This is a genomic window from Guptibacillus hwajinpoensis (assembly GCF_001039475.1).
GTDB classification, from domain to species: Bacteria; Bacillota; Bacilli; order Bacillales; family Guptibacillaceae; genus Guptibacillus; species Guptibacillus hwajinpoensis.
In genome coordinates, this window is record NZ_LELK01000001.1 from 1,079,005 (window position 1) to 1,104,302 (window position 25,298).

Consider the following 25,298-nt stretch of genomic DNA (forward strand, 5'->3'; position numbering starts at 1 on the left):
CCTTTCACACTTACATCATCATATAAGGCTGTGTATCGATTGTCAGCTGCAATCCTCCACGGCTAATGTCTTTTGAATAATGCTTTTGTATTTCTTTAAGATGATCATTTAAATTCGGTTCAGTTTTGTATTTTATCATGCATTGATAGCGATATCTATCTTTGATCCTAGGAATTGGAGATGCTACCGGACCTAGCACAACACTTGCATTTGAAAGCTTACTCTTCAAAAAGCTTGTGATTTTCTCTGTCACATCTACGGTTTTTGTTAATTCTTCATGTGACACGTTTACCATCGCAAGAAAATAAAAAGGCGGATAGCCAAACTGTTTTCTTGTAACCATCTCTCGCTTGTAAAACGACTGGAAATCGTGATCCGCTGCCATTTCAATACTGTAATGCTCTGGCGTATAAGACTGCACAATAACTTCACCAGGAAGGATGTGACGACCTGCTCGACCGCTCACCTGTGTAAGAAGCTGAAATGTTTTCTCTGAAGCTCGAAAGTCGGGCAAGTGAAGCATTGCATCACCAGCAAGAACTCCTACGAGCGTAACATTTGGGAAATCAAGGCCTTTGGCAATCATCTGTGTACCGAGTAGAATATCAGCCTTTCCTTCTCCAAACTGATTTAAAAGCTTCTCATGAGATCCTTTACGCCTGGTTGTGTCAACATCCATTCGAACCACGCGTGCTTCTGGCAATATTTTCGTTAACTCTTCTTCCACACGCTGTGTTCCCGTACCGAAGAAACGAATATGCTCGCTTTCACATTCAGGACATTGACTCGGGAATCGTTCTTCATGTCCACAATAGTGACATCGCATTGTGCCGTTCATCTTATGGTACGTTAAACTAATATCGCAATGAGGGCATTCAACAACAAACCCACAATCGCGACACATAACGAACGTAGAATATCCCCGTCTATTTAAAAAGAGCACCGTTTGTTCTTTCTTCTCGAGTCGTACCTTCAGTTTATCGTACAGTTCATTTGAAAACATTGATCGATTTCCTGACCGGAGTTCTTCTCTCATATCAACAATCGAGACTTCCGGCATCGCCTGCTTGTTAACGCGTTCGAGTAGTTCGATCAGAGTATAAACCCCTTTAGAGGCTCTCGCATACGATTCTAGTGACGGAGTTGCACTACCTAAAACGACCGGACATTGGTAATGTTCACCCCTTTTGATAGCAACGTCTCTTGCATGGTAACGAGGATTCTCCTCTTGTTTATAGCTACTTTCATGTTCTTCATCAATTATGATAATACCAAGATTCGTAAATGGAGCAAAAACAGCAGACCGCGCCCCAACGACTACTTTTACTTCTTTACGATGAATTTTACGCCACTCATCGTACTTTTCACCTCGTGACAATCCACTGTGAAGGACAGCAACTTCTGACCCAAACCTACTTTTAAACCTGGTCACCATTTGAGGTGTTAATGAGATTTCTGGAACAAGGACAATGGCTTCCTTTCCTTGCTCGAGAACGCGATGAATTGATTGTAGATAAATCTCCGTCTTGCCACTTCCTGTTACTCCATGAATAAGGAACGTTCCATGTTGACGATTCTCAAGGCTTTCTAGGATAGGAGAAATCGCATTTTTTTGAAGATCTGTCAGTTCCATTGCTTCTGATGGCTTAAAACTCCGTCCTTTATAAGGATCTCGATAAAGCTCGACTTCTTCTTCTTTCAAAATCGCTTTAGAAACGAGAGATTTAATGGTAGAACGCGTTGTATCCAATACATCCATTAGCTCTTTATAGGAAATAGCTCCATCGTTATCGAGAAAAAAGCTAATGATATCCTGCTGTTTCATGGCTCGGTTCCCCATTTTCTCTTTCTCGTTTCGAAGTTCATCTTTTGTAAGGGCAGCAGAAATGGAGAGAATTGTTTTCGGTGCCGTTTTCTCTTTCACATCATATCGCACTTCAAGCTCGTCATTTTTGATGGCACGATTTAATTCCTTATGGCTAAAATGAGAGAGAAACTCATCCCATTTCAAACCACTATTTTCAATCATTCTAACCCATGCTGCCTCATGATTCACTTTATTTCCAAGCACAACCGTTTTCGTCACGTTCGCTTTCATCGCAGCAGGAAGCATGACCTGAAGAGCAGAAACGGCATAACATAGTGTTTTTTCTGTTAACCAGAACCCAAGATCCAATAATTCTCTCGTCAAAACCGGGGTAACATCTTTCACTTCACTAATTTCTTTTAACTTAGCGTGTTCAGATTCACTCACAACAGAAATAACAAATCCCTGGATTTTTCTCGGTCCAAACGGCACAACAACACGCATACCAGGTTCTATCATTTCTTCCCACTCTTTTGGAATTGCATAATCAAACAGGCGATCAGTCTGATTCGCCGGTACGTCGACTATGACTTTTGCAATCATGTATGGTTCACGTCCAATCGTTTCACTTCATCTAAAATGCGATTAGCCGCTTCATGCTTAGACTGAAGCGGAAGTTCAACACGCTCACCGTCTCTTCTCATTAGCGTCATGACATTCGTATCTTTATTAAACCCGGCCCCTTCTGCTTTAATGTTATTTGCACATATAAGATCCAGGTTCTTCTTCTCTAGTTTTTTCTTGGCATACTCATCCAACCGCTCAGATTCAGCAGCAAACCCGACTAGGATTTGATTTGTTTTCATTTGTCCAAGCGTCCACAAAATGTCTTTCGTTCGTTCCATTTCAATCGCCATCGCATCGTCAGACTTTTTCATTTTCTCAGTTGCAACTTGAGCAGGACGATAATCAGCTACAGCGGCTGCTTTAATAACAACATCCGCTAAATCCGCCGCTTTAATAACCGCTTGGAACATATCATCCGCAGTAACAACGTCAATTCTCTTCACGTTTTCTGGGGTTGGAAGTGATACTGGTCCTGCAATTAACGTAACGTCTGCTCCTCGTTTGGCTGCCTGTTCAGCTAGCGCAAACCCCATTTTGCCTGATGAGTAATTTGTAAAATAGCGCACTGGATCTACTGCTTCTCGCGTTGGCCCTGCCGTAATAACAATTTGCTTACCGTCTAAATCGTTCCTATCGCTTGAAAAGTACGTTTCAAGCGTTGAAAGGATATCTTCAGGTTCTGCCATACGCCCTTTACCAACGTAGCCGCATGCAAGCAACCCTTCTCCAGGTTCAAGAAAATGACACCCAAATGACCTTAATGTATCCATGTTCTTCTTTACAGCAGGATGGTCATACATATGTACATTCATTGCAGGAGCAACCCACACAGGTGCCTCTGTCGCAAGTAAGGTTGTAGACATCATATCATCGGCTATCCCATTCGCTAGCTTACCAATCATATTAGCAGTTGCAGGAGCAATTAGAACGAGATCTGCCCAGTCAGCAACATCGATATGAGCAACAGACGATGGCTCTTTCTCTTCAAATGTGTCTAGGTATACCTCATTTCGAGATAGCGTTTGAAAAGTAAGAGGCGTAACAAATTCAGTTGCCGAATTTGTCATCAACACCTTAACCTCAGCACCCGTTTGATATAATTTACTAGTAAGCGCCGCAGCCTTAAAAACAGCAATACCCCCACTCACACACAGCAATATCTTCTTTCCTCTGAGACTCATCAAACATCACCTTCCATCTCAATAGTTAACATAATATAGTTATGGTTGTCTTTGTTTCTCTTTGTATCATTGTCTAAAATCTACCGCTCTATATTTGGTTCATTCGAGTGAAACCTTAGTTTCACTCGCCTTTCAGCTCTGCTGAAAGGTCTCTGACTCTCGCAGCGAAAATGAGCCAAAAATAAACGTGGCGCAAAGTAAGAAAAAAATAACAACCTATTCACATAGGTTGTTACTAGAGCATCAATCTTCTATCATTCCGTCAGCAAGTAGCTTGCCGTCCATTACTTCTTCAAGTGCTTTACCAACAGCTTTAACCGACTTTGGACGATCTACATAAACGTTACCAGTCTGCTGAATAACGCGTGCTCGCTTAGCCGAAAGCGTTGCTAGTGTGTACTTTGAATCAATTCTGTCCATAAGTGAATCAATCGATGGATATAAAATCATAATTAAACCTCCGTTACATTCTTATATTTATGTGCAAGGCGATCACGTCTTAGGTGCTCTGCTGTAATGATAGCATGAATTCGCTCGCAAGCTAACTCAACTTGATCATTTTCGACGATATAGTCATATTGATCAATTAATTCAATCTCATCCTTCGCTACACCCATGCGGTTATCAATCAAATCAGTTGATTCTGTTCCGCGATTAACGATGCGGTTCCGAAGTTCCGAAAGACTTGGTGGCATTAAGAAAATAAATGCTCCTTCAGGAAAATGCTTTCTTACTTGCTTAGCTCCCTGTACTTCAATTTCTAGAAGAACATCTTTCCCTGATTGCAGTGTTTCTTCCACATAATCAACCGGGGTGCCATAGTAATTTCCTACGTAATGAGCGTATTCGAGTAGTTTATTATTTTCAATCATATTTTCAAATTCTTCATGTGATTTAAAAAAGTAATCTACTCCATTAACCTCACCTTCACGAGGTTTACGGGTTGTGACAGAGATTGAATACTGTACTTCCTCCGCGTTCTGCATAAAAGCTTTTCTTACCGTTCCTTTTCCAACTCCTGAAGGGCCAGAAAGAACAATTAATAATCCACGTTCTTTTTCCATACTAACCTCCACTTTATCGATCTTACTCGTCTGATAGCTCATCTTTAGTACCAAGACGTTGAGCTACTGTTTCAGGCTGAACAGCTGAAAGAATAACATGATCACTGTCAGAGATAATAACAGCGCGTGTTCTTCGTCCATACGTTGCATCTACAAGCATATTGCGATCTCTCGCAACTGTAATGATTCGTTTAATTGGTGCCGACTCTGGACTAACAATAGAGACAATTCGATTTGCATTAACAATGTTCCCAAATCCGATATTAATTAATTTAATACTCATGGTCTTTCCTCCCGGGAATCTCGATTCTATTTTTACACCAGTAAGGTGATTTTAAACAAGTCGCACAGTCTATTCAATATTTTGAACCTGCTCACGGATCTTTTCCACTTCGCTCTTAAGATCAACCACGTGCTGGCTAATCTTATGGTGTGAAGACTTGGAACCGATCGTATTCAGCTCCCGATTAATTTCCTGTACTAAGAAATCAAGCTTCCTTCCTACGACACCATCATTATCAAGAATATCATGGAATTGTGCTAGATGACTACGTAGCCTAGTGATTTCTTCGTCTACGCTTGCTTTATCAGCAAGAAGAGCAACTTCAGTTAAAATACGCCCTTCATCGACAGACTCGAGTTCACTAAATCCTTCTAATCGACTACGAATTCTCTTCTCAAAGGATTCCGTTACTTCATGTGAAAGTTCCGAGATGGATAAGATGCCTTCTTGCAGTCGTGATAACTTCTCACGAATATCCTGGTCGAGGGCTTCACCTTCTTTACATCTCATCTTAACTAGAGCCTCTAGGGCTTCACTAAGCGTACGAAAAATCACGTCTTCAAATTGTTCAACATTACTTTCAGTCACCTGCACTTGAATCACATCCTGCAGTTGAAGAAATTGTGAGGTAGTAAAGTCATCCGTTAAGCTATAGCGATCCTTAGCTTGTTTTACTATTGTTATGTACTGATCAAACAACTCCCAATCTACCGTCACTTTCTTCGAGTTAAACCCAGTGCCTTCTATTGTTACATACAAGTCGACTTTCCCGCGTAATAGGTGGCTTTGGATTGCTCTTTTTATATCTCCTTCTAAAGACAGTAGCGCTTTAGGCATGCGAAATGAGCCATCGAAGTATCGATGATTCACGGATTTTATTTCGATAGTTAGTTGAACATCGTTGTGTTCATAAGATGCCCTTCCATATCCAGTCATACTTTTAATCATTTTATCACATCCAATTGCTATTCTAACCAATTGTACCACTTCATCAAACTGAAACAAAGGGATATCTTTCTTTAGACTAAGCGGTCACATGGAAAAGCAGAGGATCTTTTTCATCCTCTGCTCAAACGATGTTTTCTCTTAAATACGGCTGATCCTGCTAGAAGAAACGTTGGGATACAAGAGAAAACAATAATTAACATCCATTCTCTCATAGAGAGGTACGTAGTATGGAAGATAGGTTGAAGTGGTTCATAATAAATAACGGCGAGCAGTAATCCTACAGAAGAAAGCACCGCTAGAACGAGGGCTTTGTTCTCAAAAGGATTTCGATGAAAGACAGACCGTTCACTTCTGCAGTCAAAGACGTGAATTAACTGAGCAAGTACAAGAGTCGAAAATGCGACTGTTTGAGCTTTAACCAAATCATCTGGATTCTCACCATAGCAAATCATAAACGCTGCTAGTGTACACACTCCTATCATAATACCTCGTGAAATAATTTTCCATCCAAGGCCTCTAGCAAATACACCTTCTTTTGGTTTACGTGGATCTCTTCTCATAACGTTTCCTTCAGCTGGGTCAAGCCCGAGCGCCATAGCTGGAAGTCCATCTGTCACAAGGTTCACCCAGAGAATTTGGATAGGTACAAGCGGGAGTGGGAGCATTAACAGAATGGCAAACAGCATCACTAGTATCTCACCTACATTTGAAGCGAGCAGGTAACGAATAAATTTCCTTATATTTTCATAGATGTTTCGCCCTTCTTCGACTGCTGCTCGAATTGTAGCGAAATTATCATCACTAAGGATCAGAGAGGAAGCTTCTTTTGATACATCCGTGCCAGACTGCCCCATCGAAATTCCAATATTTGATGCTTTAATGGCTGGTGCATCATTTACGCCATCACCAGTCATTGCAACAATATGTCCTCTATTTTGGAGAGCTTTGACAATCTTTAATTTGTGTTCAGGTGACACTCTAGCAAATACATAAATCTCTTCCACCTGACTCTCAAGCTCTTCAACTGTCATGGAGGAAAGTTTATTTCCTTCTATCACTCTCCCACCTTCAGGAAGAATACCTAGATCAAGAGCTATCGCTGTCGCTGTTGTCACGTGATCTCCTGTAATCATGATTGTTTTAATGCCGGCTGTTTTACAGTCAGCTACAGCTTGCTTAACTTCTTCTCTCGGTGGATCGATCATCCCTTCTAAACCAACAAAAGTTAATCTCGATTCAGCTTGTACGCTGTGAAGCATCTTTTCTTCATTCTGGATCGGTTTAAATGCCACAGCAATCGTTCTGAGAGCAGATTCTCCAAAGTTGGTAAGCTGCTCTTGTATTTGCCGCTCGTAGCTTTTACGAAGAGGTGCTTTCTTCTCGTTCCAAAGAAGAGATTCACATTGTTTAAGAACGATATCTGGAGCCCCTTTTGCAATTACATACCTTTTTCCAAGTGTGTCTTCCACAATCATACTCATCATTTTTCGATTCGAGTCAAAAGGGAACTCTTGAATGATTTTAAATTCTTCTTCCCTTACTTCATCTGTCAATCCAGCCTTCATCGCAGCAGCAACGAGAGCGCCTTCTGTTGGATCACCGTCTAATACATAGTCACCTTTCTGTTCAACAATTCTTGCATTGCTACAAAGGAGACCAAATGTTAGAAGCTGTTTTAATGAACGTTCTTCATCTGAATAGACGCGCGTATTCCCCTTAAAAAAATCTCCGTATGGCTCGTAACCTGATCCAGTGACGTCCCACGTTTCACCACCTGCCCATAGCTTCGTTACCATCATTTTGTTCTGAGTTAATGTACCGGTTTTGTCTGAACAGATCACCGTCGCACAGCCTAGTGTTTCTACTGATGGGAGCTTTCTTACAATCGCTTTCCGCTTACTCATCTTTTGCATTCCGATCGCGAGCGCAATCGTTACGATCGCGGGTAACCCTTCAGGAATCGCTGCAACAGCGAGTGACACTCCCGCTAAGAACATGCTATATACATCACGCCCCTGAATAATACCAAGCACTACGACTAACGCGGTTAATAATAATGCCGCAGCTATAAGAATTTTACCTAGCTGCTCAAGACGATGCTGTAATGGAGTCTCCATCGTATCTGCCGATTGAATCAAATGGGCAATCTTTCCCATCTCCGTTTTCATGCCGGTTGCAGTTACAATAGCCGTTCCTTTTCCCTTCGTTACAAGGGTCCCCATAAATCCCATGTTATGTTGATCACCCGGTCCTAGGTGATCATCTCCTATCGGTTCTGGGTGTTTATTTACTGGTAAAGACTCACCTGTAAGAGCGGACTCCTCAATTAATAAATCCTGACATGTAAGGAAGCGTACATCCGCTCCAATACGGTCTCCACTTTCAATCCTTACTACGTCACCAATGACAGCTTCTTTTGCGGGTACTGTGATCCACTGAGCATTTCGCAATACTTTCATTTTGGGTGAGGATAATTGTTTCAGCGCTTGTAGTGACTTTTCAGCTTTACGTTCTTGTACGAATCCGAGCACTCCATTCACAAGAATAATTAGAATGATCGCAATCGCATCCAGGTATTCCCCAAGCAAACCTGAAATAAGCGTTGCTGCTAGCAATACAACAACCATGAAATCCTTAAACTGTGCTAGAAACATTAGAATCATCGACGGTCGTTCTGCCTCGTCCAATTGATTTGGTCCAAAGACCTTTCTTCTCTTGACCGCCTCGTCTGAACGTATGCCATTCTCACGATCTGTTTCTAATTCTTCGGCTACTTCCTTTGTCGTCATGTTATACCAGTTCATGAATTACACCCCGATCCTGCACGTTATCTCGCTTTTAGTTCATCTATATTCAGACAAGCTTAAAAAAATGCTATACTAAGAACGATGTCTATTGATAGGAATGTAGGTGAACAATATGTCTTTTGACGGAATGGTTATGAGAGCCGTTGCACACGAAACAAATGAATTGTTAAAAGGTGGACGAGTGACGAAAATCTATCAGCCTTATGGGACTGATTTATTGCTCGTCATTCGCTCTGGAGGAAAAAACCATCAGTTCCTTCTTTCAGCAAATCCATCTTATGCAAGAATACAAATAACGAAGGAATCCTATGCAAACCCGAAGGAACCTCCAATGTTTTGCATGCTCCTTAGAAAACATCTTGAAGGAAGCATTATTGAAGAAATCAAACAAATCGATAACGAACGAATTATTCATGTGACGTTTAAAGCTCGCAATGATTTAGGCGATTTAACGACAAGAACATTGGTCGCTGAAATTATGGGTCGTCATAGTAACGTTATTCTATTAAATGAATCAAACATGATCCTTGATAGCATTAAACATCTTTCTCCATCTGTTAACCGACATAGGACAGTGCTTCCTGGACAGGACTATGTCTCGCCACCAGCACAGAATAAAGTATCACCATTCGGATTAAGTACAGATGACTTTCTAAGACAGATTGACTTTAATGCCGGTAAACTTAGTAAGCAACTTGTCCAAGCATTTGGAGGGGTGTCACCACTTATTGCGAATGAAGTAATTCATCGAGCCGGTCTTGCAAATCGCACTACACTTCCACAAGCCTTTTTCGATGTGTTCAATCAGCTAGGTGATCACCACTACACGCCACAAATGGTAACTGCGTCGAAAGAATATTTCTCTGTTGTGCCACTAACGCATTTAAGCGGCGAGTCACGTACGTTCGACTCAAGCAGTGAACTTCTTGATCGCTTTTATTACGGCAAAGCTGATCGCGATCGTGTGAAACAACAGTCGAATGACCTTGAACGTTTTCTTTCGAATGAACTAAAGAAAAATGAGAAGAAAATCGAAAAGTTGTCACGCACTATTAAACAGGCACAGGAAGCAGATACATTCCAATTGCTCGGTGAGCTTTTAACTGCGAACATGCATATGGTAAAACGCGGTGATAAACAGGTGTCCGTACAGAACTATTATGATGAAGATGGTGGAATGATTGAGATTGAATTAAATCCTCAAAAATCACCATCTGAAAATGCTCAAGCTTATTTTAAGAAGTACAACAAAGCGAAGAATTCCATCTCTGTACTAGAAGAACAAATTGAAATGGCTCATCAAGAAATTGCTTACCTTGACCAGCTTATTCAGCAGCTAACGGCTGCTTCTCCACGTGATATTGAAGAAATTCGCGAGGAGCTTGAAGAGGAAGGGTATATTAAGAAACGCCGCAAAAAGAAGAAATCCAAACCAACGAAACCTCAGCTCGATCTTTATGAGTCAACAGATGGAACTGAAATTCTTGTAGGGAAAAACAACAAGCAGAATGAGTATTTAACAAATAAACTCGCTGCTAGAAGTGAAACGTGGCTTCATACGAAGGATATTCCTGGGTCTCACGTTGTTATTCGAAGCAAAGAATACTCAGAACAAACGCTGAAAGAAGCAGCGAACTTAGCAGCTTATTTCAGTAAGGCACGTGAGTCTGGTTCTGTACCGGTCGATTACACAGAAGTTCGTCACGTGAAAAAGCCTAATGGAGCAAAACCAGGGTTTGTCACATATGACCAGCAAAACACGCTCTATGTAACACCAGATCAAGATCTTATTTTCAAAATGAAAAAATAGCTTTTATCAAAGAGGGGCTTATCGCTATTGTGTAGCGATAAGCCCCTCTTTTTTATGTTCTTTTCGTAGATATTGTTACTATTAGAGAGAGTTAATTCTCCCAACAAAAAGAGGCTGTGACAAAACTAAAATACATGAAGGAAATCGCGAATATTGAATGTTAAGAGTAAGACCTTAGCGTAGCCAACATACGTAGACTCCTNAACAGCACGAGAGACCCCGCAGGAAAGCGTTTTTTGCTTTCTGAGGAGACTGAGGCCGTGCCCGCGGAAAGCGAAGTATGTTGGCGAAGCGGTTGTTTCCTATCTGTAAATTACGAAAGACCCGATCTGATTCAAATGAATTGTTCGGGTCTTTCTCATGGTTATTTACTTATGTCCCAGCCTCTTTTATCTATTATAATTCTGCAACCGTAATAATCGCTAATCCATCAAGCACTTCTATGTGCTTCGTTTCCTTAGCACCAAGTCCTTTTAGTTTCTCGCTAAGTTGTTCTGGTGTATAGCGATGTCTTTTCGTTGATACGTTTGACCACTTTAACAGCGATGTTTGCTCAAAACCGCTCATCTGATGCTTTTTTGCATACTTAAAAGCAGCCATTTGATCCATTTGAAGAGATGGATTTAACATGATAACCCTTCCACCATCTTTTGTAACGCGGATCATTTCCTTCATCCCTGCCTCAGGCTCTGGTAAGAGAAACATGACACAAGTAGACAATGACAAATCGAACGTATTGTCTTCAAAAGAGAGATTACAAGCATCCCCCTCTGAAAAATGACTTTTGTTTGATCGATTAATAAAGAAAAAGTTCTGTTTGCTTGCCTTCACCATTTCAGAAGATAGATCAATACCTGAAAGCTGTTTCGCTTCCTCTACTCCGCGAAGCAATAGTCTTCCTGTTCCACATCCAACGTCGAGAACGGATAAATCTTCCCATGAACCGGAAGCTTTCTTTAATTCATCGTGTACACCACCAAGCCATTCTGTTCTCGCCATATCATCAAAAAAGGATACGAGCGAATCAAACTCTTCTCCTTGCATTTTCCTCATCATAGCCCTCCTAAACGGAGAGGTTTTTCAGCTGCTCAAGCCATTCTGTCGAAGCAGGATTGTCACGCCAGTTAAGCAGTGATTGAACCTCTCTTTGTTCAATCATACCTGTTTCAACAGCGCTTGTTAACAATTCATCGAAATTGGTTAGCGTTTGCCACGCAATTTGCTCTGTCGCAAACTGCTCTCTTCCTTTTTCCATTCCGTATGTAAAGATTGCAGCTACGCCAAGCACTTCTGCACCAGCAGATTGTAATTGCTTAACTGCATCAATTGCACTTCCACCTGTTGATATGAGATCTTCAATCACTACAACTTTTTGTCCCTTTGATACTTTTCCTTCAATTACATTTCCTTTCCCATGCCCTTTAGCGCTCCCTCTCACGTATACCATTGGTAAATCAAGGTGATCACTAACCCATGCTGCATGGGGAATACCTGCCGTAGCCGTTCCAGCAATGACTTCTGCTTCAGGATAATGATTTCTAATAATCGCCACGAGTCCTTCAGCAATTTCTTTTCTCACCCTTGGATAGGAAAGCGTTAATCGATTGTCACAATAAATAGGTGATAAAAGACCTGATGACCACGTATATGGTTTCCTTGGCTGAAGGCTAACGGCTTCGATATCAAGTAGTGCTTTAGCGATGGATTTCATGAGTCATCCCCCATTCTGTTTTGAGTTTTACGTAGGCTGCTAATGGATCAGGTGAAGCGGTAATGCTGCGGCCGACAACAATGTAATCACTACCTAGTGCACGAGCTTTTGTTGGTGAACAGACGCGATTCTGATCACCTGCTAGATCGCCTTCAAGTCTGATGCCTGGCGTTACAGTTAAGAATTCGTCGCCACATGCATCTTTAATCATCGGTACTTCTAAGGCAGAGCTTACGACGCCATCAAGGCCACTATTTTTCGCAAGATTTGCAAGCGTGACAACACTATCCTTCATGTTCAAAGAAATTTGCAATTCTTTTCGAAGCATTTCTTCTGATGTGCTCGTTAGCTGTGTTACACCGATACACATTGGACGCTTCTCTCCTGCACTTGTTCCTGCTTCTAAGCCTTCTATCGCTGCAGCCATCATGCGCGAGCCTCCGCTTGCGTGAACATTGATCAGATCAACACCTAGTCCTGCAAGGCCCCTCATGGCTTTATTAACGGTATTTGGTATATCGTGTAGCTTTAAATCTAGAAAAACGCTATGACCTCGTTGTTTCAATTCATCAACTAGCTTAGGTCCATACAGATAGAACGCCTCCATACCTACCTTTACAAAAAGCTCTTCATCTTTAACGGCTGATAGTAAGTGATCTAACTCCTGTCTTTTCGAGAAATCTAATGCGAGGATGATTGAAGGTTCCATTCTTTTTTCCAGCTCCTTCCTGTTAGTTCTGAAATATGATCTACACCTAGTTCATTAAGAAGTGCAGGTAAGGCTTCAATAATTGTTGGACAAACGAATGGATCTACAAAGTTCGCTGTACCCACTGCAACTGCACTTGCTCCAGCAAGGAAATACTCTACAACATCTTCAGCTGTCTGAACTCCACCCATGCCAATGATAGGTATATTCACCTGCTGACTAACCTGATGAATCATTCGAATGGCAACAGGTTTAATGGCTGGACCTGATAACCCACCTGCACCATTAGCAAGGATAGGCTTTCCCGTTTTCAAATCAATCCGCATGCCAAGCAGCGTATTAATCATTGTAAGTCCATCAGCTCCCGCTTTCTCAACAACTTTTGCCATCTGAACGATATCCGTTACATTCGGTGAAAGCTTCACATAGACAGGGACACTTGATACATCCTTCACCGCTTTCGTCACTTCATAAGCCGTTTCTGGAACAGTTCCAAACGCTAGCCCTCCCTCTTTCACATTCGGGCAAGAAATATTTAATTCAAGTGCATGAACGTTCGGTGCGGTTGAGATTCGTTTTGCTACTGAAACATAGTCATCAATCGTTGATCCGGCAACGTTTGCAATGATTGGCACATCATACTGCGAGAGCCAGGGCAGTTCCTCATTCATCACTTTCTCAAGTCCCGGATTCTGAAGACCAATGGCGTTAAGCATGCCTGATGTGGTCTCTGCTACACGCGGTGTCGGATTACCGAAACGGGGTTCTGCTGTAGTTGCTTTCACCATAATAGCGCCAAGCTGATCCAACTTATAGAACTGACTGTATTCACGACCGAATCCAAAGCAACCAGAAGCAGGCATGATTGGGTTTCTTAACTGAAGACCTGGAAGCTCAATCTGTAATCGACTCATAGAACGACCTCCCCTGCTCGGAATACAGGGCCATCACTGCACACTTTGCGATAAGCGAGTCCTGTTTCATCTCCTTGAACATGACAAACGCAGGCGAGGCACGCTCCAATGCCACACCCCATTCGTTGTTCAAGAGACAAGTAAACACCTTTCTTTGCTGGATAACTTTCAAGCGCACGAAGCATTGGCGAAGGTCCACAAGCAAATAGGTAGTCAGCATCGTGATCAAGTTGAGTCGTTACGAACCCTTTTTCACCGTAGCTACCATCTGCAGTTGTAATCGTCACTGGACCAAGTGCTTTGAATTTCTCTTCATAGAAAACAACTGATTCTGTTTGAAAACCGTGAACATGCTTAACTGTTACGCCACGTTTTGTAAGCTCCTCAGAAAGGTAATAAAGTGGTGGAACACCAATGCCACCGCCAACAAGCCACGCTGTGTCTCCCGCTCCTACACTTTCAACAGGAAATCCCTGACCAAGTGGGCCAAGGAGGTCAACTACCCCCCCCGGCACCATCTTAGCTAACAAACGTGTACCTTTCCCTTCTGCACGATAAATCATTGTTAACAAGTGCTTCTCAGGGTCAATATGGCAAATACTTATAGGCCTTCTTAATAAAGGGTCGTATCCATTGCCTGCTTTGACATGAACAAATTGACCAGGTTGAAACTGCTCATCAATCGCTTCGTGATAAACAATCACTTCAAAGATGGAATAAGCGATTTCCGTTTGTGAAACAAGCTCAGCTTTCAGTTGTCTCATGAATGAATCACTTCTTTTTCGTGAAATTTCGGCATGCTAGTACTTGTGAATGTCATTGTTTCAATGACGCGTAATAAAGCTTTCGCAGTATCAAGGGATGTAAAGCATACAACTCCATTTTCGACAGATTCTCTTCGAATGCGGAAGCCATCTCTTGCTGGCTGCTTCCCTCTTGTTAGCGTATTGATAACAAATTGCGCCTGCCCTTCTCTTATTACATGAAGTAAGTTCGGCTTCTCAGCTCCAATTTTATTAACAACTGTAACCGGGATGCTCATGTCACGAATGGCTTGAGCTGTACCTTCTGTTGCAAGAATATGATAGCCGATTGCATGGAATCTCTTCACAATATCTGTTGCTTCTTCTTTGTCTTTATCAGCAATCGTGAACAAAACAGATCCGTGTGTTGGAATGTTCATTCCTGATGCTACTAGTCCTTTGTAAAGTGCTTTTTCGAGCGTGTAATCACGCCCCATTACTTCTCCTGTTGATTTCATCTCTGGTCCTAGCGTAATATCAACGCGGCGCAGTTTTGCAAAAGAGAATACCGGAACTTTTACATACACATCTGCTCTTTCTTCTCCATAGCCTGTGCTGTATCCAAGTTCATTCAACGACTTTCCTAGAATCACTTTTGTTGCTAGATTCGCCATTGGTACACCAGTGATCTTACTTAAAAATGGAACGGTTCGGCTTGATCTTGGATTAACTTCAAGCACATAAACCTGCTCATTCTGTATCACAAACTGGATGTTTAGTAGTCCTTTGATCTTCAATCCTTTTGCAAGTGTAATCGTCTCCTGGATTAAGGTTTCTTTCACTGCTTTTGATAAGCTCTGAGGTGGATACACTGCGATTGAATCGCCTGAGTGGATACCCGCGCGTTCAATGTGCTCCATAATGCCTGGGATAAAAACAGTTTCACCATCTGAAATGGCATCAACCTCGATCTCTTTTCCCATTAAGTAACGGTCAATTAAAACGGGATGCTGAGGGTTCACCTTAACAGCATTCTCCATGTAGTGCAGAAGCTCACTCTCTTTGTAAACAATTTCCATCGCTCTGCCACCAAGTACATAAGACGGGCGGACAAGAACAGGATAGCCAATTCGTGTGGCAATGGTAACCGCCTGGTCGATGGATGTTGCTGTTTTCCCTTCTGGTTGAGGGATGTTAAGCTCAGCCATCGCCATTTCAAATTTGTCACGATCCTCCGCTCGATCCATATCTTCAAGGGACGTTCCAAGAATCTTTACGCCACGTGCTGACAGTTCATCTGCTAGATTAATAGCCGTTTGACCACCGAACTGCACGATGACACCTGTTGGCTTCTCAAGCTCAATTACATGCATAACATCTTCTACCGTTAGCGGTTCAAAGTACAGCTTATCTGAGATACTAAAATCCGTCGAAACAGTTTCCGGGTTGTTATTAATGATAATGGCTTCATATCCTGCTTCTCTTATTGCCCAAACACTATGAACAGTCGCGTAATCAAACTCGATCCCCTGACCAATTCGGATCGGACCTGATCCAAGAACAAGAACACTCTCTTTGCTTGTTTTGTAAGATTCATTTTCATCTTCATAAGTCGAGTAATAGTAAGGTGTTTCTGACTCAAATTCTCCAGCACACGTGTCTACCATTTTATAGACGGGCACAATCGCTTCTTTCTTACGGAGATCGTAGATTTCGAGCTCAGTTTGATTCCATAATTCAGAAATAATTTCATCAGAAAAGCCTTTTTGTTTCGCTTCATGTAAAAGCTCAAGATTGCCTTTATTCTCTTTTAACTTCTCTTCTAGTGCGATGATCCCCTGTATTTTTACTAAGAAGTAATAATCTATTGCGCTCCAATCATGAACTTCTTTAATCGTTACCCCACGTCTGAACGCTTCAGCTACAACAAAGATACGCTCATCATCTGCTACACGAATTCGTGCCTCCAACGTCTCATCATCAATGCCTTGTAATGACGGGATGGCTAGATGACTTACATTCGACTCAAGTGAGCGAACGGCTTTAAGGAGTGATTCTTCTAGCGTGCGACCAATTGCCATTACTTCCCCAGTCGCTTTCATTTGTGTACCGAGCTTACGGTTAGCACTTTCAAATTTATCAAATGGCCACCTCGGAATCTTAGAAACTACATAATCAAGAGCAGGCTCAAAGCTCGCGTACGTTTTACCAGTAACAGGATTTTTCATTTCCGCTAGAGATAATCCGACGGCTATTTTGGCTGCGAGTTTCGCAATCGGATACCCTGTTGCTTTTGACGCTAAGGCTGACGATCGACTCACCCGCGGATTTACTTCAATGATGTAATACTGAAAGCTGTATGGATCAAGCGCCAACTGAATATTACATCCTCCTTCAATCTTCAAAGCACGAATCACCTTTAGAGCGACGTTCCGAAGCATCTGGTAATCCCGATCTGAAAGCGTTTGGCTCGGAGCTACAACGATCGAATCACCTGTGTGAATGCCAACTGGATCAATGTTTTCCATATTACAAACTACAATTGCCTGATCCTGTCCGTCTCGCATCACTTCGTATTCAATTTCCTTAAAGCCCGCAATACTTTTCTCAAGTAAACACTGTGTAACAGGGCTATATTTTAAACCACTGCTTACGATTTCTTCTAACTCTTCATCGTTGTTAACGATACCTCCACCAGTTCCACCTAGAGTATAGGCCGGTCGAACGATAACGGGATAACCAATTCTTTTTACGAACGTATGAGCTTCATTAAGATTATGAATAATGTCGCTTTCAGGTACTGGTTCGTTCAATTCGTTCATTAATGTTCTAAATTGATCACGATCTTCTGCCTGCTGAATCGCTTCAAGGCTAGTCCCGAGTAGTTCAACACTATAGTCACGAAGAACTCCCGCTTGTGACAATTCCATCGCGAGGTTAAGTCCTGTTTGTCCACCAAGGGTTGCAAGGAGGGCATCAGGTCGTTCTTTTCGAATAATGCTACTAACAAAATCAAGGGTTAGCGGTTCAATATATACTTCATCTGCAATCGTTGTATCAGTCATAATCGTAGCTGGATTAGAGTTTACTAGGATAACTTCATATCCCTCTTCCTTTAGAGCCTGGCAAGCTTGCGTGCCTGCATAATCAAACTCTGCTGCTTGACCGATTACAATTGGTCCTGATCCGATAACGAGAATTTTTTGTATATCTGTACGTTTAGGCATATGTTTTTTCCCCCTTGAAAGTTGTAATTAATGTAATGAAATCATCGAAAAGTGCGTTAGAATCCTCTGGTCCCGGCGATGCTTCTGGATGATATTGGACACTGAAAGCGGCATGTACACTATGCTTTACACCCTCTATTGTTTCGTCATTAACTGCGACATGTGTAATCTCAAGATCTGTCGCCTCAAGCGATTTCGCTTCTACGGTGTAGCCATGGTTTTGTGAAGTGATCGCAACGCGACCTGTTTTCATATCCATAACTGGGTGATTGGAACCTCTATGACCAAACTTCATTTTCTGAGAATCAGCACCGCATGCTAGAGCAAAAAGCTGGTGTCCGAGACAAATACCGAATAATGGGATTTTACCTAGTATTCCTTGAATCATCTCAATAGCTTCAGGTACATCTTTTGGATCTCCAGGTCCGTTACTTAACATCACACCATCTGGGTTAAGACGAAGAATTTCTTCTGCAGAAGTATGATAAGGAACGACTACGACATCACATTTTCGTTTCGTTAGTTCACGCAGGATACCGTGTTTCATTCCGAAATCAACTAAGACGATTCGATATCCACGACCAGGACTCGCGTATGGAGCTTTTATTGACACTTGTTCCACTTGATTTCGTTTAAGCGGCGTCTCCTGTAAATCACGAATAATTTTCTCAGTGAGAACGTCCATGCTACACATTTTTCCTTTAAGCGTCCCGTTTGCGCGTATAAGCTTGGTTAATTTCCTAGTATCTATGCCTGCTAATCCAGGAATTCCTTTTACTCTGAGTAGCTCATCAAGCGTCATTTCGTTTCTCCAGTAGCTTGGTACCTCTGTTGCTTCTTTCACGATCAAACCATGAATGGAAGGATTAATTGATTCAAAGTCATCTCTGTTGATCCCATAGTTACCAATAAGGGGGTACGTTAACGTGACAATCTGAGCACAGTAGGATGGATCAGATAAAATTTCCTGGTAGCCAGTCATCCCGGTATTGAAAACAACCTCTCCACTTTTCTCAATATCGCTACCAAACGCTTTTCCTACAAAAATAGATCCATCTTCTAGGATTAACTGTCTTTTCATCATTGATCGCTCCCTTTCGTGTATACCATTTTCCCGTTTACAAAAGTATTTACTGGCCATCCTTTGCAAGTCCATCCAGCAAAAGGTGTGTTTCTTCCTTTTGACAAAAATGACTCAGGATTGATTTCTTCCTCTTGTGTTAAATCGATGATAGTTAAGTCTGCATTCACACCATTTCTCAAGCTTCCATACTGAAGTCCAAATGCAGTAGACGGCTTAATCGTTAACCAGTCAACAAGCTGCTTCAATGTGAATGTTCCTTTTTCAACAAAGTTCGTGTACAAAAGTGGGAAGGCAGTTTCAAGTCCTACAATGCCGAACGGCGCCTTTTCCATTGAATTTGATTTCTCTTCAGCGGAATGTGGGGCATGATCGGTAGCAATAAAATCTATAGTTCCATCCAAAAGCCCTTCAATAAGAGCATCTCGATCTTCTTTCGATCGAAGCGGAGGATTCATTTTGTAATTCGTATCAAGCCCAGGGATGTTCTCTTCTGATAGAAGCAGATGGTGTGGCGTTACTTCTGCTGTAACGTTAATGCCAGCTCGTTTTGCATCACGAACTGTTCGCACTGACTCTTTCGTACTAATGTGACAAACATGGTAGTGAACACCCGCTGCTTCTGCTAGCAGAACATCTCTCGCAATATGTACCGATTCACAGACTGAAGGAATGCCATTTAAATGATTCTTTTTCGAGAAATGGCCTTCATGTACGCTACCACCGTTGATTAGCGTGTTTTCTTCACAGTGAGCAACAATTGATAGATTGCTATCTGCCGCACGCTTCATAGCTTCTAGCATCATCCCAGCACTTTGTACCCCAACGCCGTCGTCCGTTAGTGCAAATGCTCCACTTTCTTTCAATCCTTCGAAATTAGTGAGCTCTTCTCCAAGCTGTCTTGTTGTGATTGCTCCATATGGAAGAACTCGAACGTTTGCTGTATCTTCTATTCTTTTACTTAACTTTTGCATCGATTCAACAGAATCAGGAACTGGTCTTGTATTTGGCATCGCAGCAATCGTTGTAAATCCGCCTTTTGCAGCTGCTTTTGTTCCTGTTTCAATCGTTTCTTTATGCTCCCCACCTGGCTCCCTTAAATGCACATGTAAATCGACAAGACCTGGAATAAGCAGCTGCTCTTTCGCGTCAAAGACGTTGTGACCCGATGCATCAATCTCGCTTGCAATCTTCTCGATCGTCCCTTCTTTCGAAATAAGAACGTCTTGCTTAATCAAATCTCCTGAATCATCTATAAGTTTTGCATTTTGAATTAGCATTACACGACCATTCCTTCCTGAGCGTTTTGTAAGAGTAAATTTAAGCAAGCCATGCGAACGTAAACACCATTTTCCATTTGTTTGAAAATCCGCGATCGTTCACACTCAACTAGTGTTGTATCAATTTCTACCCCTCTGTTAACTGGTGCAGGGTGCATAATAATACTGTTTGCGCGCATTCGCTTTTCTCGCTCGATCGTCAATCCGTATGATTCTAAGTATGAAGAGGAAGCGTTGCACTTTGTACTGTGTCGCTCATTTTGAATGCGTAACAACATCAGTACATCTGCTCGTTCTACTGCTTCGTCCATTGTGATATAAGGAAATTCTGACATTCTCTCATCCTGCCATTCTGATGGTCCAGAAAAAGTAACGTGAGCGCCTAGCCTTTTCAATACACTCGCATTTGATCGTGCTACTCTGCTATGTCTTATGTCACCAGCTATGACAACTTCGAGACCTTTAAATTTATTGAATTCTTGTTGGATTGTGAACAGGTCAAGAAGGGATTGAGTTGGATGGTGACCGCATCCATCTCCCGCATTAATAATTGATAGGGAAGTTTCATTAAGAAGGGGTTCAAAGTAACGTTCATCTTGATGCCGAATCACAACGGCATTTGCACCGATCGCTTCAAGCGTTTTGATTGTATCGTAGAGACTCTCACCTTTTTGTAGACTTGAAGAGGAGGTTTCAAAATTCATAACCTCATAACCTAGTCTTCTCTCTGCCACTTCAAAACTAAATCGCGTTCTCGTAGAAGGCTCAAAGAAAAGGTTTGCGACGAACTTCATTTCAGGGCTCTTTATAACCTTTCCAGTTCGGAATTGCTCAGCCCGTTGTAAAATTTCATGAATCTCTTCAGTTTCTAATGACGTCATATCAAGTAAATGCTTCACATCATTCACTCCCCAATCAATAGTTTGTAAGCTCCCATTTCTCACAAAAAAGCACCCTGATAGAGTCTCAGGGTGCAGAAAGATAGACGCGTAGTGCGTCTCTCCTCCACCCTTAAAGGTCTCTCGTACCTTTTTAAAGGATGAATCTAAGCGGCTGTATCTGTATTATCAAAATCTTCGTCAAACATCTTTTCAACTGACTGCTGAGTAGCGCCACCAGGTAGAATTAAATTTAGAACAATGCCTATCACTGTCGCAAGCGCCATACCAGCTATTTGAAGGTTATCACTTACTTGTATAAACGCTCCACCGACTCCAATCACAAGGATAACGGAAGAGATAATTAGATTTCGTTTTTCTCCGAGATCAATGTTGTTATCAATCAGCATTCGCAACCCGGATGAAGCGATAATTCCGAAAAGGAGAATGGATACGCCACCCATAACGGCTGTTGGAATTGTCGAGATAAGTGCTGTGATTTTACCAATGAATCCGAAGATGAGGGCAAGCACTGCGGCTCCACCGATGACGAATACACTGAAGACTCTCGTAATGGCAAGTACACCAATGTTCTCACCATACGTCGTGTTTGGTGGTCCGCCTAGACAAGAAGCAATTATCGTAGCAACACCGTCTCCAAGAATCGAACGGTGCAGACCGGGAGTTTTCAAGAAATTCTTTCCAGCGACTTTACTTAGAACCATTTGATCTCCTATATGTTCAGCTATTGTTACGACTGCAATTGGTACCATGATGAAGAGGATCTCCCATGAAAACACACTTGCAGGGTTGTAATCTTTGAATGGGATTACGAAATCTGGCACTTGAAAGACCGCTGCTTCACGAATTGGTGTTAAATCAACGATGCCCATAAAGTAGGCAAATGAGTAGCCAGACACAATTCCAATCAGAATTGGAATTAAGCTGAAAAATCCCCTGAGAAACATTGAAGCGATGATCGTGACTCCGAGCGTCACAAGCGCTACTGTAAAATGTGTTCCACTATAGGCTTGTGTTGCTGGGTTATTCATTGCCATATCAATAGCAGTACCTGCAAGCCCAAGTCCGATCACCATTATAACTGGTCCAACTACAATTGGCGGTAGAAGTTTCAATAACCAGTTCAAACCTAGTGCACGAATGCCAATTGCCACAAGTCCATATACAATTCCTGCAAAGAAACTACCGATCATAGCTCCTTCTGGACCGTGCAGAGATACTGCCGAAATAATCGGTGCGATAAAGGCGAACGAAGAACCAAGGTAGGCTGGGATACGCCCTTTTGTTATAAGTAGATACGCAAGGGTTCCAAGTCCACTAGAGACAAGAGCTACTGCTGGGTCGAGCCCTACTAGGAATGGAACTAATATCGTTGCGCCAAACATGGCGAATAAGTGCTGAATGCTTAGTGTTAGCCAGCTGGATGCTTTTGGAACGTCTCTAATACCTAATACTTCTTTCATGTTGTTTCCTCCTTGAGTATGTGCTTCCCGGCCATAAAAAAACTCCTTGCATGGCCGCAAGGAGGTACACGCGTCTCCTTAAAAAGGACGCGTCTCCTCCCTTGGCCGTCTCTCTGGACGGATTTAAAGGGAGCACGATTTACGATTGTGTAATGCTTACCTGATCAAATTCATCAACTTCTGTCAGGGCAACTTCAATAATTTCTTCACTAGATGTTGGTAAGTTTTTACCTACATAATCAGGTCGAATTGGTAATTCTCTGTGGCCGCGATCTACAAGCACCGCAAGTTGAATTTGTGATGGACGGCCGAGATCCATAAGCGCATCCATTGCTGCGCGTACTGTTCTACCTGTGTAAAGGACGTCGTCAACGAGAATCACTTTCTGATCCGTTACATCTTTTGAGATGCTCGTTCCTTTTATTAACGGATCTTGATCCTCATTTTTGTAAGTAAGATCGTCACGATACATCGTGATGTCAACTTCTCCAACAGATATAGCAGAACCTTCTATTTGCTCAATTCGTTCAGCCAAACGCTCAGCTAAATAAATGCCTCTCGTCTTAATCCCAACAAGCATTGTATTTTCAATTCCTTTGTTTCGTTCTAGAATTTCGTGCGCAATCCGAGTAAGCGCTCTTCGAATCGCTTGATCATCAAGTAGAATTCGTTTGTTATCCAAGGTGATTGCTCCTTTCTCTTTATATCAAGTTTTTTTCGTAAAGGTTTTAATAACAGTCATTGTTGCTATAGCGGGTTAATTTCCGCTCCAATTGAGCTTTATGTGGATTAGTAAACAAAATCACTTTCAAGTACCAAAATCTTTTAGAAAGGCTCTTTTCTAAAAGGTTGTTGCTTTTGAAATAAATATTGAGTAAAGAACCACATTCAGCTAATTGGAGCGGAAGGATGCTCGACTCCTGCGGGACTAGCGGGACAGGTGAGACCCCACAGGAGCGTTAGCGACGGCTCAAGTGTCCCGCCCCGCGGAAAGCGAGCATCCTGGAGCGGAAATGTATCCACTCTTACAGCAATAATTTCTACGGAAAGAGCCTTTAGAAAAGAGTATTGGAATAAAAAACCCCTTTTGCCATGAGGGCAAAAGGGGTTTTGGGCATACAAATGTACAGTGTGTACATAGCCGTTTTTCCTTTGCAGCCTCACGGGACTGTCGTTAAAGGTTATGCTATTGTCTAAAAGAAGTATGTCAGAGAAAGACGGTTAAGTCAACCTTAATCTTGTCTAAGTCGTTTAAGCAGTCTTTCAATATCTTCAGGAATTGGACAAGAGAACTCTAGCCATTCTTCAGTTACAGGATGTCTAAAGCCTAAAACGCCAGCGTGAAGTGCTTGTCCGTCAATTGGCAGTGACTTTCTTCTTGGACCATATTTTGGATCTCCAGCAACAGGGTGATCGATGTATTTCATGTGAACACGAATCTGGTGTGTTCTACCTGTTTCAAGCTGACACTCGACATACGTAAATTTCTGATAACGTTCAAGAACTCTGAAATGCGTTACAGCATCACGGCTATTCTCATCTGTAATCGTCATCTTTTGGCGATCTTGCTTATCACGTCCGATTGGTGCATCAATTGTGCCAACATCGTGTTGGATATTGCCATGGACAATCGCAGTGTAGCGACGATTTACCGTTTTCGCTTGAAGCTGTTTTACGAGCGATTCATGCGCTTTATCATTCTTTGCTACCATCAATAGACCTGAAGTGTCTTTATCAATACGGTGAACGATTCCAGGGCGCACAACACCGTTGATTCCACTTAAATCTTTTACCTGGTGCATTAATCCATTAACAAGTGTCCCACTCGGATGACCTGGCGCTGGATGAACAACCATCCCCCTCGGCTTGTTAACAACGAGTACATCTGCATCTTCATACACAATGTCAAGATTTAGATCTTCAGCAACGATTTCAAGTTCTTCTGGTTCTGGAACGGTAACCTCAATTTCGTCACCTACAGAAGCTTTATAATTTCCTTTAACGGCTGCACCGTTTACTTGGATATTCTCGTCCTTAATCCATGTTTGAACCTGGCTACGAGACCAGTCGCTTTCGTAAGAGGTGATGAGCTTATCAATCCGCTCTCCTTTTTCTTCTTCTGATACGTTAAAAGTGAATTTTTCCATTAGTTTTCCCCTTTAGCCTGCTTACTTTCAAAAATTGTACCAATAAAAATGAGAATAACTCCGACCACTAGAGATGCATCCGCTACGTTAAAGATCGGAAAGTCATACGAGAAGATAAGTGTGTCTACAAAGTCGACCACTTCTCCTTTAAGCACTCGATCTATAAAGTTCCCAATTGCGCCTCCTAGTATAAGTGCAAGTGTAATACTCACAAAACGGCTATGCTTGTACTGTTGCATATAATAAATAACCGCACCAATAACAAAAATCGTAATGATATAAAAGAAAATCATCTGTCCTTGAAGGATTCCAAAGGCTGCGCCTCTGTTTCGATGTGAGGTCAGATAAAGAAAGTCGTTAATTAGCGTAATGCTTTCCCCATATTCCATATACTTTACAACTAGCCATTTTGTCACCTGATCAAGAAAAATGATGCCAATGGCTATAAGATATTTCCACACGTGCGCTCCTCCGATCAAATGTTACTTCCTATGAAAGTTTAGCACAGCTTACCCCAGCAGACAATCCAAACTCAATCTTCGTCATGAAACTGTTGGAAAATAAGGACTTCCCTCCATTATTACGCAGCAAAAAAGA

General features: G+C 42.0%; 21 protein-coding genes. 1 reads left to right on the plus strand and 20 read right to left on the minus strand.

What is annotated here, in order from left to right; all coding sequences use genetic code 11:
- Positions 1-10: 10 nt before the first annotated feature.
- From priA to AB986_RS05520, 7 genes are all read right to left on the minus strand, one after another.
- Positions 11-2,410, minus strand: a complete 2,400-nt coding sequence (priA, locus tag AB986_RS05490; protein WP_048309848.1) for a primosomal protein N' — start codon at positions 2,408-2,410, stop codon at positions 11-13.
- A complete protein-coding gene (gene coaBC / locus AB986_RS05495) occupies positions 2,407-3,615 on the minus strand; it encodes a bifunctional phosphopantothenoylcysteine decarboxylase/phosphopantothenate--cysteine ligase CoaBC (protein ID WP_048309849.1) in 1,209 nt (402 codons plus the stop codon). The genes priA and coaBC overlap by 4 nt, the downstream gene beginning before the upstream one ends.
- Before the next feature lie 243 nt (positions 3,616-3,858).
- Positions 3,859-4,065: a DNA-directed RNA polymerase subunit omega gene (gene rpoZ, locus AB986_RS05500; RefSeq protein WP_211201399.1), complete on the minus strand. Its 207-nt coding sequence runs from the start codon at positions 4,063-4,065 to the stop codon at positions 3,859-3,861.
- 2 nt (positions 4,066-4,067) lie between these two features.
- Positions 4,068-4,679 carry a guanylate kinase gene (gene gmk / locus AB986_RS05505; RefSeq protein WP_048309850.1) on the minus strand — a complete coding sequence of 204 codons (612 nt, stop codon included), beginning with the start codon at positions 4,677-4,679 and terminating at the stop codon, positions 4,068-4,070.
- 22 nt (positions 4,680-4,701) lie between these two features.
- Positions 4,702-4,962 (minus strand): extracellular matrix/biofilm regulator RemA, encoded by a 261-nt coding sequence (gene remA, locus AB986_RS05510; protein WP_048309851.1) that lies wholly within the window; start codon positions 4,960-4,962, stop codon positions 4,702-4,704.
- Between the two features lie 69 nt (positions 4,963-5,031).
- Positions 5,032-5,910, minus strand: coding sequence for a YicC/YloC family endoribonuclease (locus AB986_RS05515; RefSeq protein WP_048309852.1), 879 nt, complete (start codon positions 5,908-5,910; stop codon positions 5,032-5,034).
- Between the two features lie 110 nt (positions 5,911-6,020).
- On the minus strand, positions 6,021-8,714 hold the full coding sequence (locus AB986_RS05520; RefSeq protein ID WP_048309853.1) for a calcium-translocating P-type ATPase, SERCA-type: 2,694 nt from the start codon (positions 8,712-8,714) through the stop codon (positions 6,021-6,023).
- A 115-nt stretch (positions 8,715-8,829) separates the two neighbouring features.
- Here AB986_RS05520 and AB986_RS05525 point away from each other — a divergent pair, with 115 nt between their 5' ends.
- Positions 8,830-10,527, plus strand: coding sequence for an Rqc2 family fibronectin-binding protein (locus tag AB986_RS05525; RefSeq protein WP_048309854.1), 1,698 nt, complete (start codon positions 8,830-8,832; stop codon positions 10,525-10,527).
- A 396-nt stretch (positions 10,528-10,923) separates the two neighbouring features.
- Here the strand turns inward: AB986_RS05525 and AB986_RS05530 are convergent, their stop codons facing one another.
- The 13 genes from AB986_RS05530 to lspA all read right to left on the minus strand — a co-directional run bounded on the left by AB986_RS05530 (position 10,924) and on the right by lspA (position 25,162).
- Positions 10,924-11,580: a class I SAM-dependent methyltransferase gene (locus tag AB986_RS05530; protein ID WP_048309855.1), complete on the minus strand. Its 657-nt coding sequence runs from the start codon at positions 11,578-11,580 to the stop codon at positions 10,924-10,926.
- 10 nt (positions 11,581-11,590) lie between these two features.
- Positions 11,591-12,238, minus strand: a complete 648-nt coding sequence (gene pyrE, locus AB986_RS05535) for an orotate phosphoribosyltransferase (RefSeq protein WP_048309856.1) — start codon at positions 12,236-12,238, stop codon at positions 11,591-11,593.
- Positions 12,222-12,947 carry an orotidine-5'-phosphate decarboxylase gene (pyrF, locus tag AB986_RS05540; protein WP_048309857.1) on the minus strand — a complete coding sequence of 242 codons (726 nt, stop codon included), beginning with the start codon at positions 12,945-12,947 and terminating at the stop codon, positions 12,222-12,224. Before pyrF ends, pyrE begins: the two co-directional genes overlap by 17 nt.
- Positions 12,920-13,861: a dihydroorotate dehydrogenase gene (locus AB986_RS05545; protein ID WP_048309858.1), complete on the minus strand. Its 942-nt coding sequence runs from the start codon at positions 13,859-13,861 to the stop codon at positions 12,920-12,922. The genes pyrF and AB986_RS05545 overlap by 28 nt, the downstream gene beginning before the upstream one ends.
- Positions 13,858-14,625 carry a dihydroorotate dehydrogenase electron transfer subunit gene (locus AB986_RS05550; protein ID WP_048309859.1) on the minus strand — a complete coding sequence of 256 codons (768 nt, stop codon included), beginning with the start codon at positions 14,623-14,625 and terminating at the stop codon, positions 13,858-13,860. The genes AB986_RS05545 and AB986_RS05550 overlap by 4 nt, the downstream gene beginning before the upstream one ends.
- Complete coding sequence (carB, locus tag AB986_RS05555) at positions 14,622-17,831, minus strand: carbamoyl-phosphate synthase large subunit (RefSeq protein WP_048309860.1); 3,210 nt, start codon at positions 17,829-17,831, stop codon at positions 14,622-14,624. The genes AB986_RS05550 and carB overlap by 4 nt, the downstream gene beginning before the upstream one ends.
- The gene (locus AB986_RS05560) at positions 17,824-18,912 is read right to left on the minus strand and encodes a carbamoyl phosphate synthase small subunit (protein WP_048310911.1); all 1,089 of its coding nucleotides are present in this window, start codon (positions 18,910-18,912) and stop codon (positions 17,824-17,826) included. Before AB986_RS05560 ends, carB begins: the two co-directional genes overlap by 8 nt.
- Positions 18,912-20,192, minus strand: a complete 1,281-nt coding sequence (locus AB986_RS05565; protein ID WP_048309861.1) for a dihydroorotase — start codon at positions 20,190-20,192, stop codon at positions 18,912-18,914. The genes AB986_RS05560 and AB986_RS05565 overlap by 1 nt, the downstream gene beginning before the upstream one ends.
- The gene (locus AB986_RS05570) at positions 20,192-21,091 is read right to left on the minus strand and encodes an aspartate carbamoyltransferase catalytic subunit (RefSeq protein WP_048310913.1); all 900 of its coding nucleotides are present in this window, start codon (positions 21,089-21,091) and stop codon (positions 20,192-20,194) included. Before AB986_RS05570 ends, AB986_RS05565 begins: the two co-directional genes overlap by 1 nt.
- 146 nt (positions 21,092-21,237) lie before the next feature.
- Positions 21,238-22,554, minus strand: a complete 1,317-nt coding sequence (locus AB986_RS05575; RefSeq protein WP_048309862.1) for a solute carrier family 23 protein — start codon at positions 22,552-22,554, stop codon at positions 21,238-21,240.
- A gap of 139 nt (positions 22,555-22,693) precedes the next feature.
- Positions 22,694-23,236 (minus strand): bifunctional pyr operon transcriptional regulator/uracil phosphoribosyltransferase PyrR, encoded by a 543-nt coding sequence (gene pyrR / locus AB986_RS05580; RefSeq protein WP_048309863.1) that lies wholly within the window; start codon positions 23,234-23,236, stop codon positions 22,694-22,696.
- A 550-nt stretch (positions 23,237-23,786) separates the two neighbouring features.
- Complete coding sequence (locus AB986_RS05585) at positions 23,787-24,701, minus strand: RluA family pseudouridine synthase (protein WP_048309864.1); 915 nt, start codon at positions 24,699-24,701, stop codon at positions 23,787-23,789.
- Positions 24,701-25,162: a signal peptidase II gene (lspA, locus tag AB986_RS05590; RefSeq protein ID WP_048310914.1), complete on the minus strand. Its 462-nt coding sequence runs from the start codon at positions 25,160-25,162 to the stop codon at positions 24,701-24,703. The genes AB986_RS05585 and lspA overlap by 1 nt, the downstream gene beginning before the upstream one ends.
- Between the last annotated feature and the right edge of the window lie 136 nt (positions 25,163-25,298).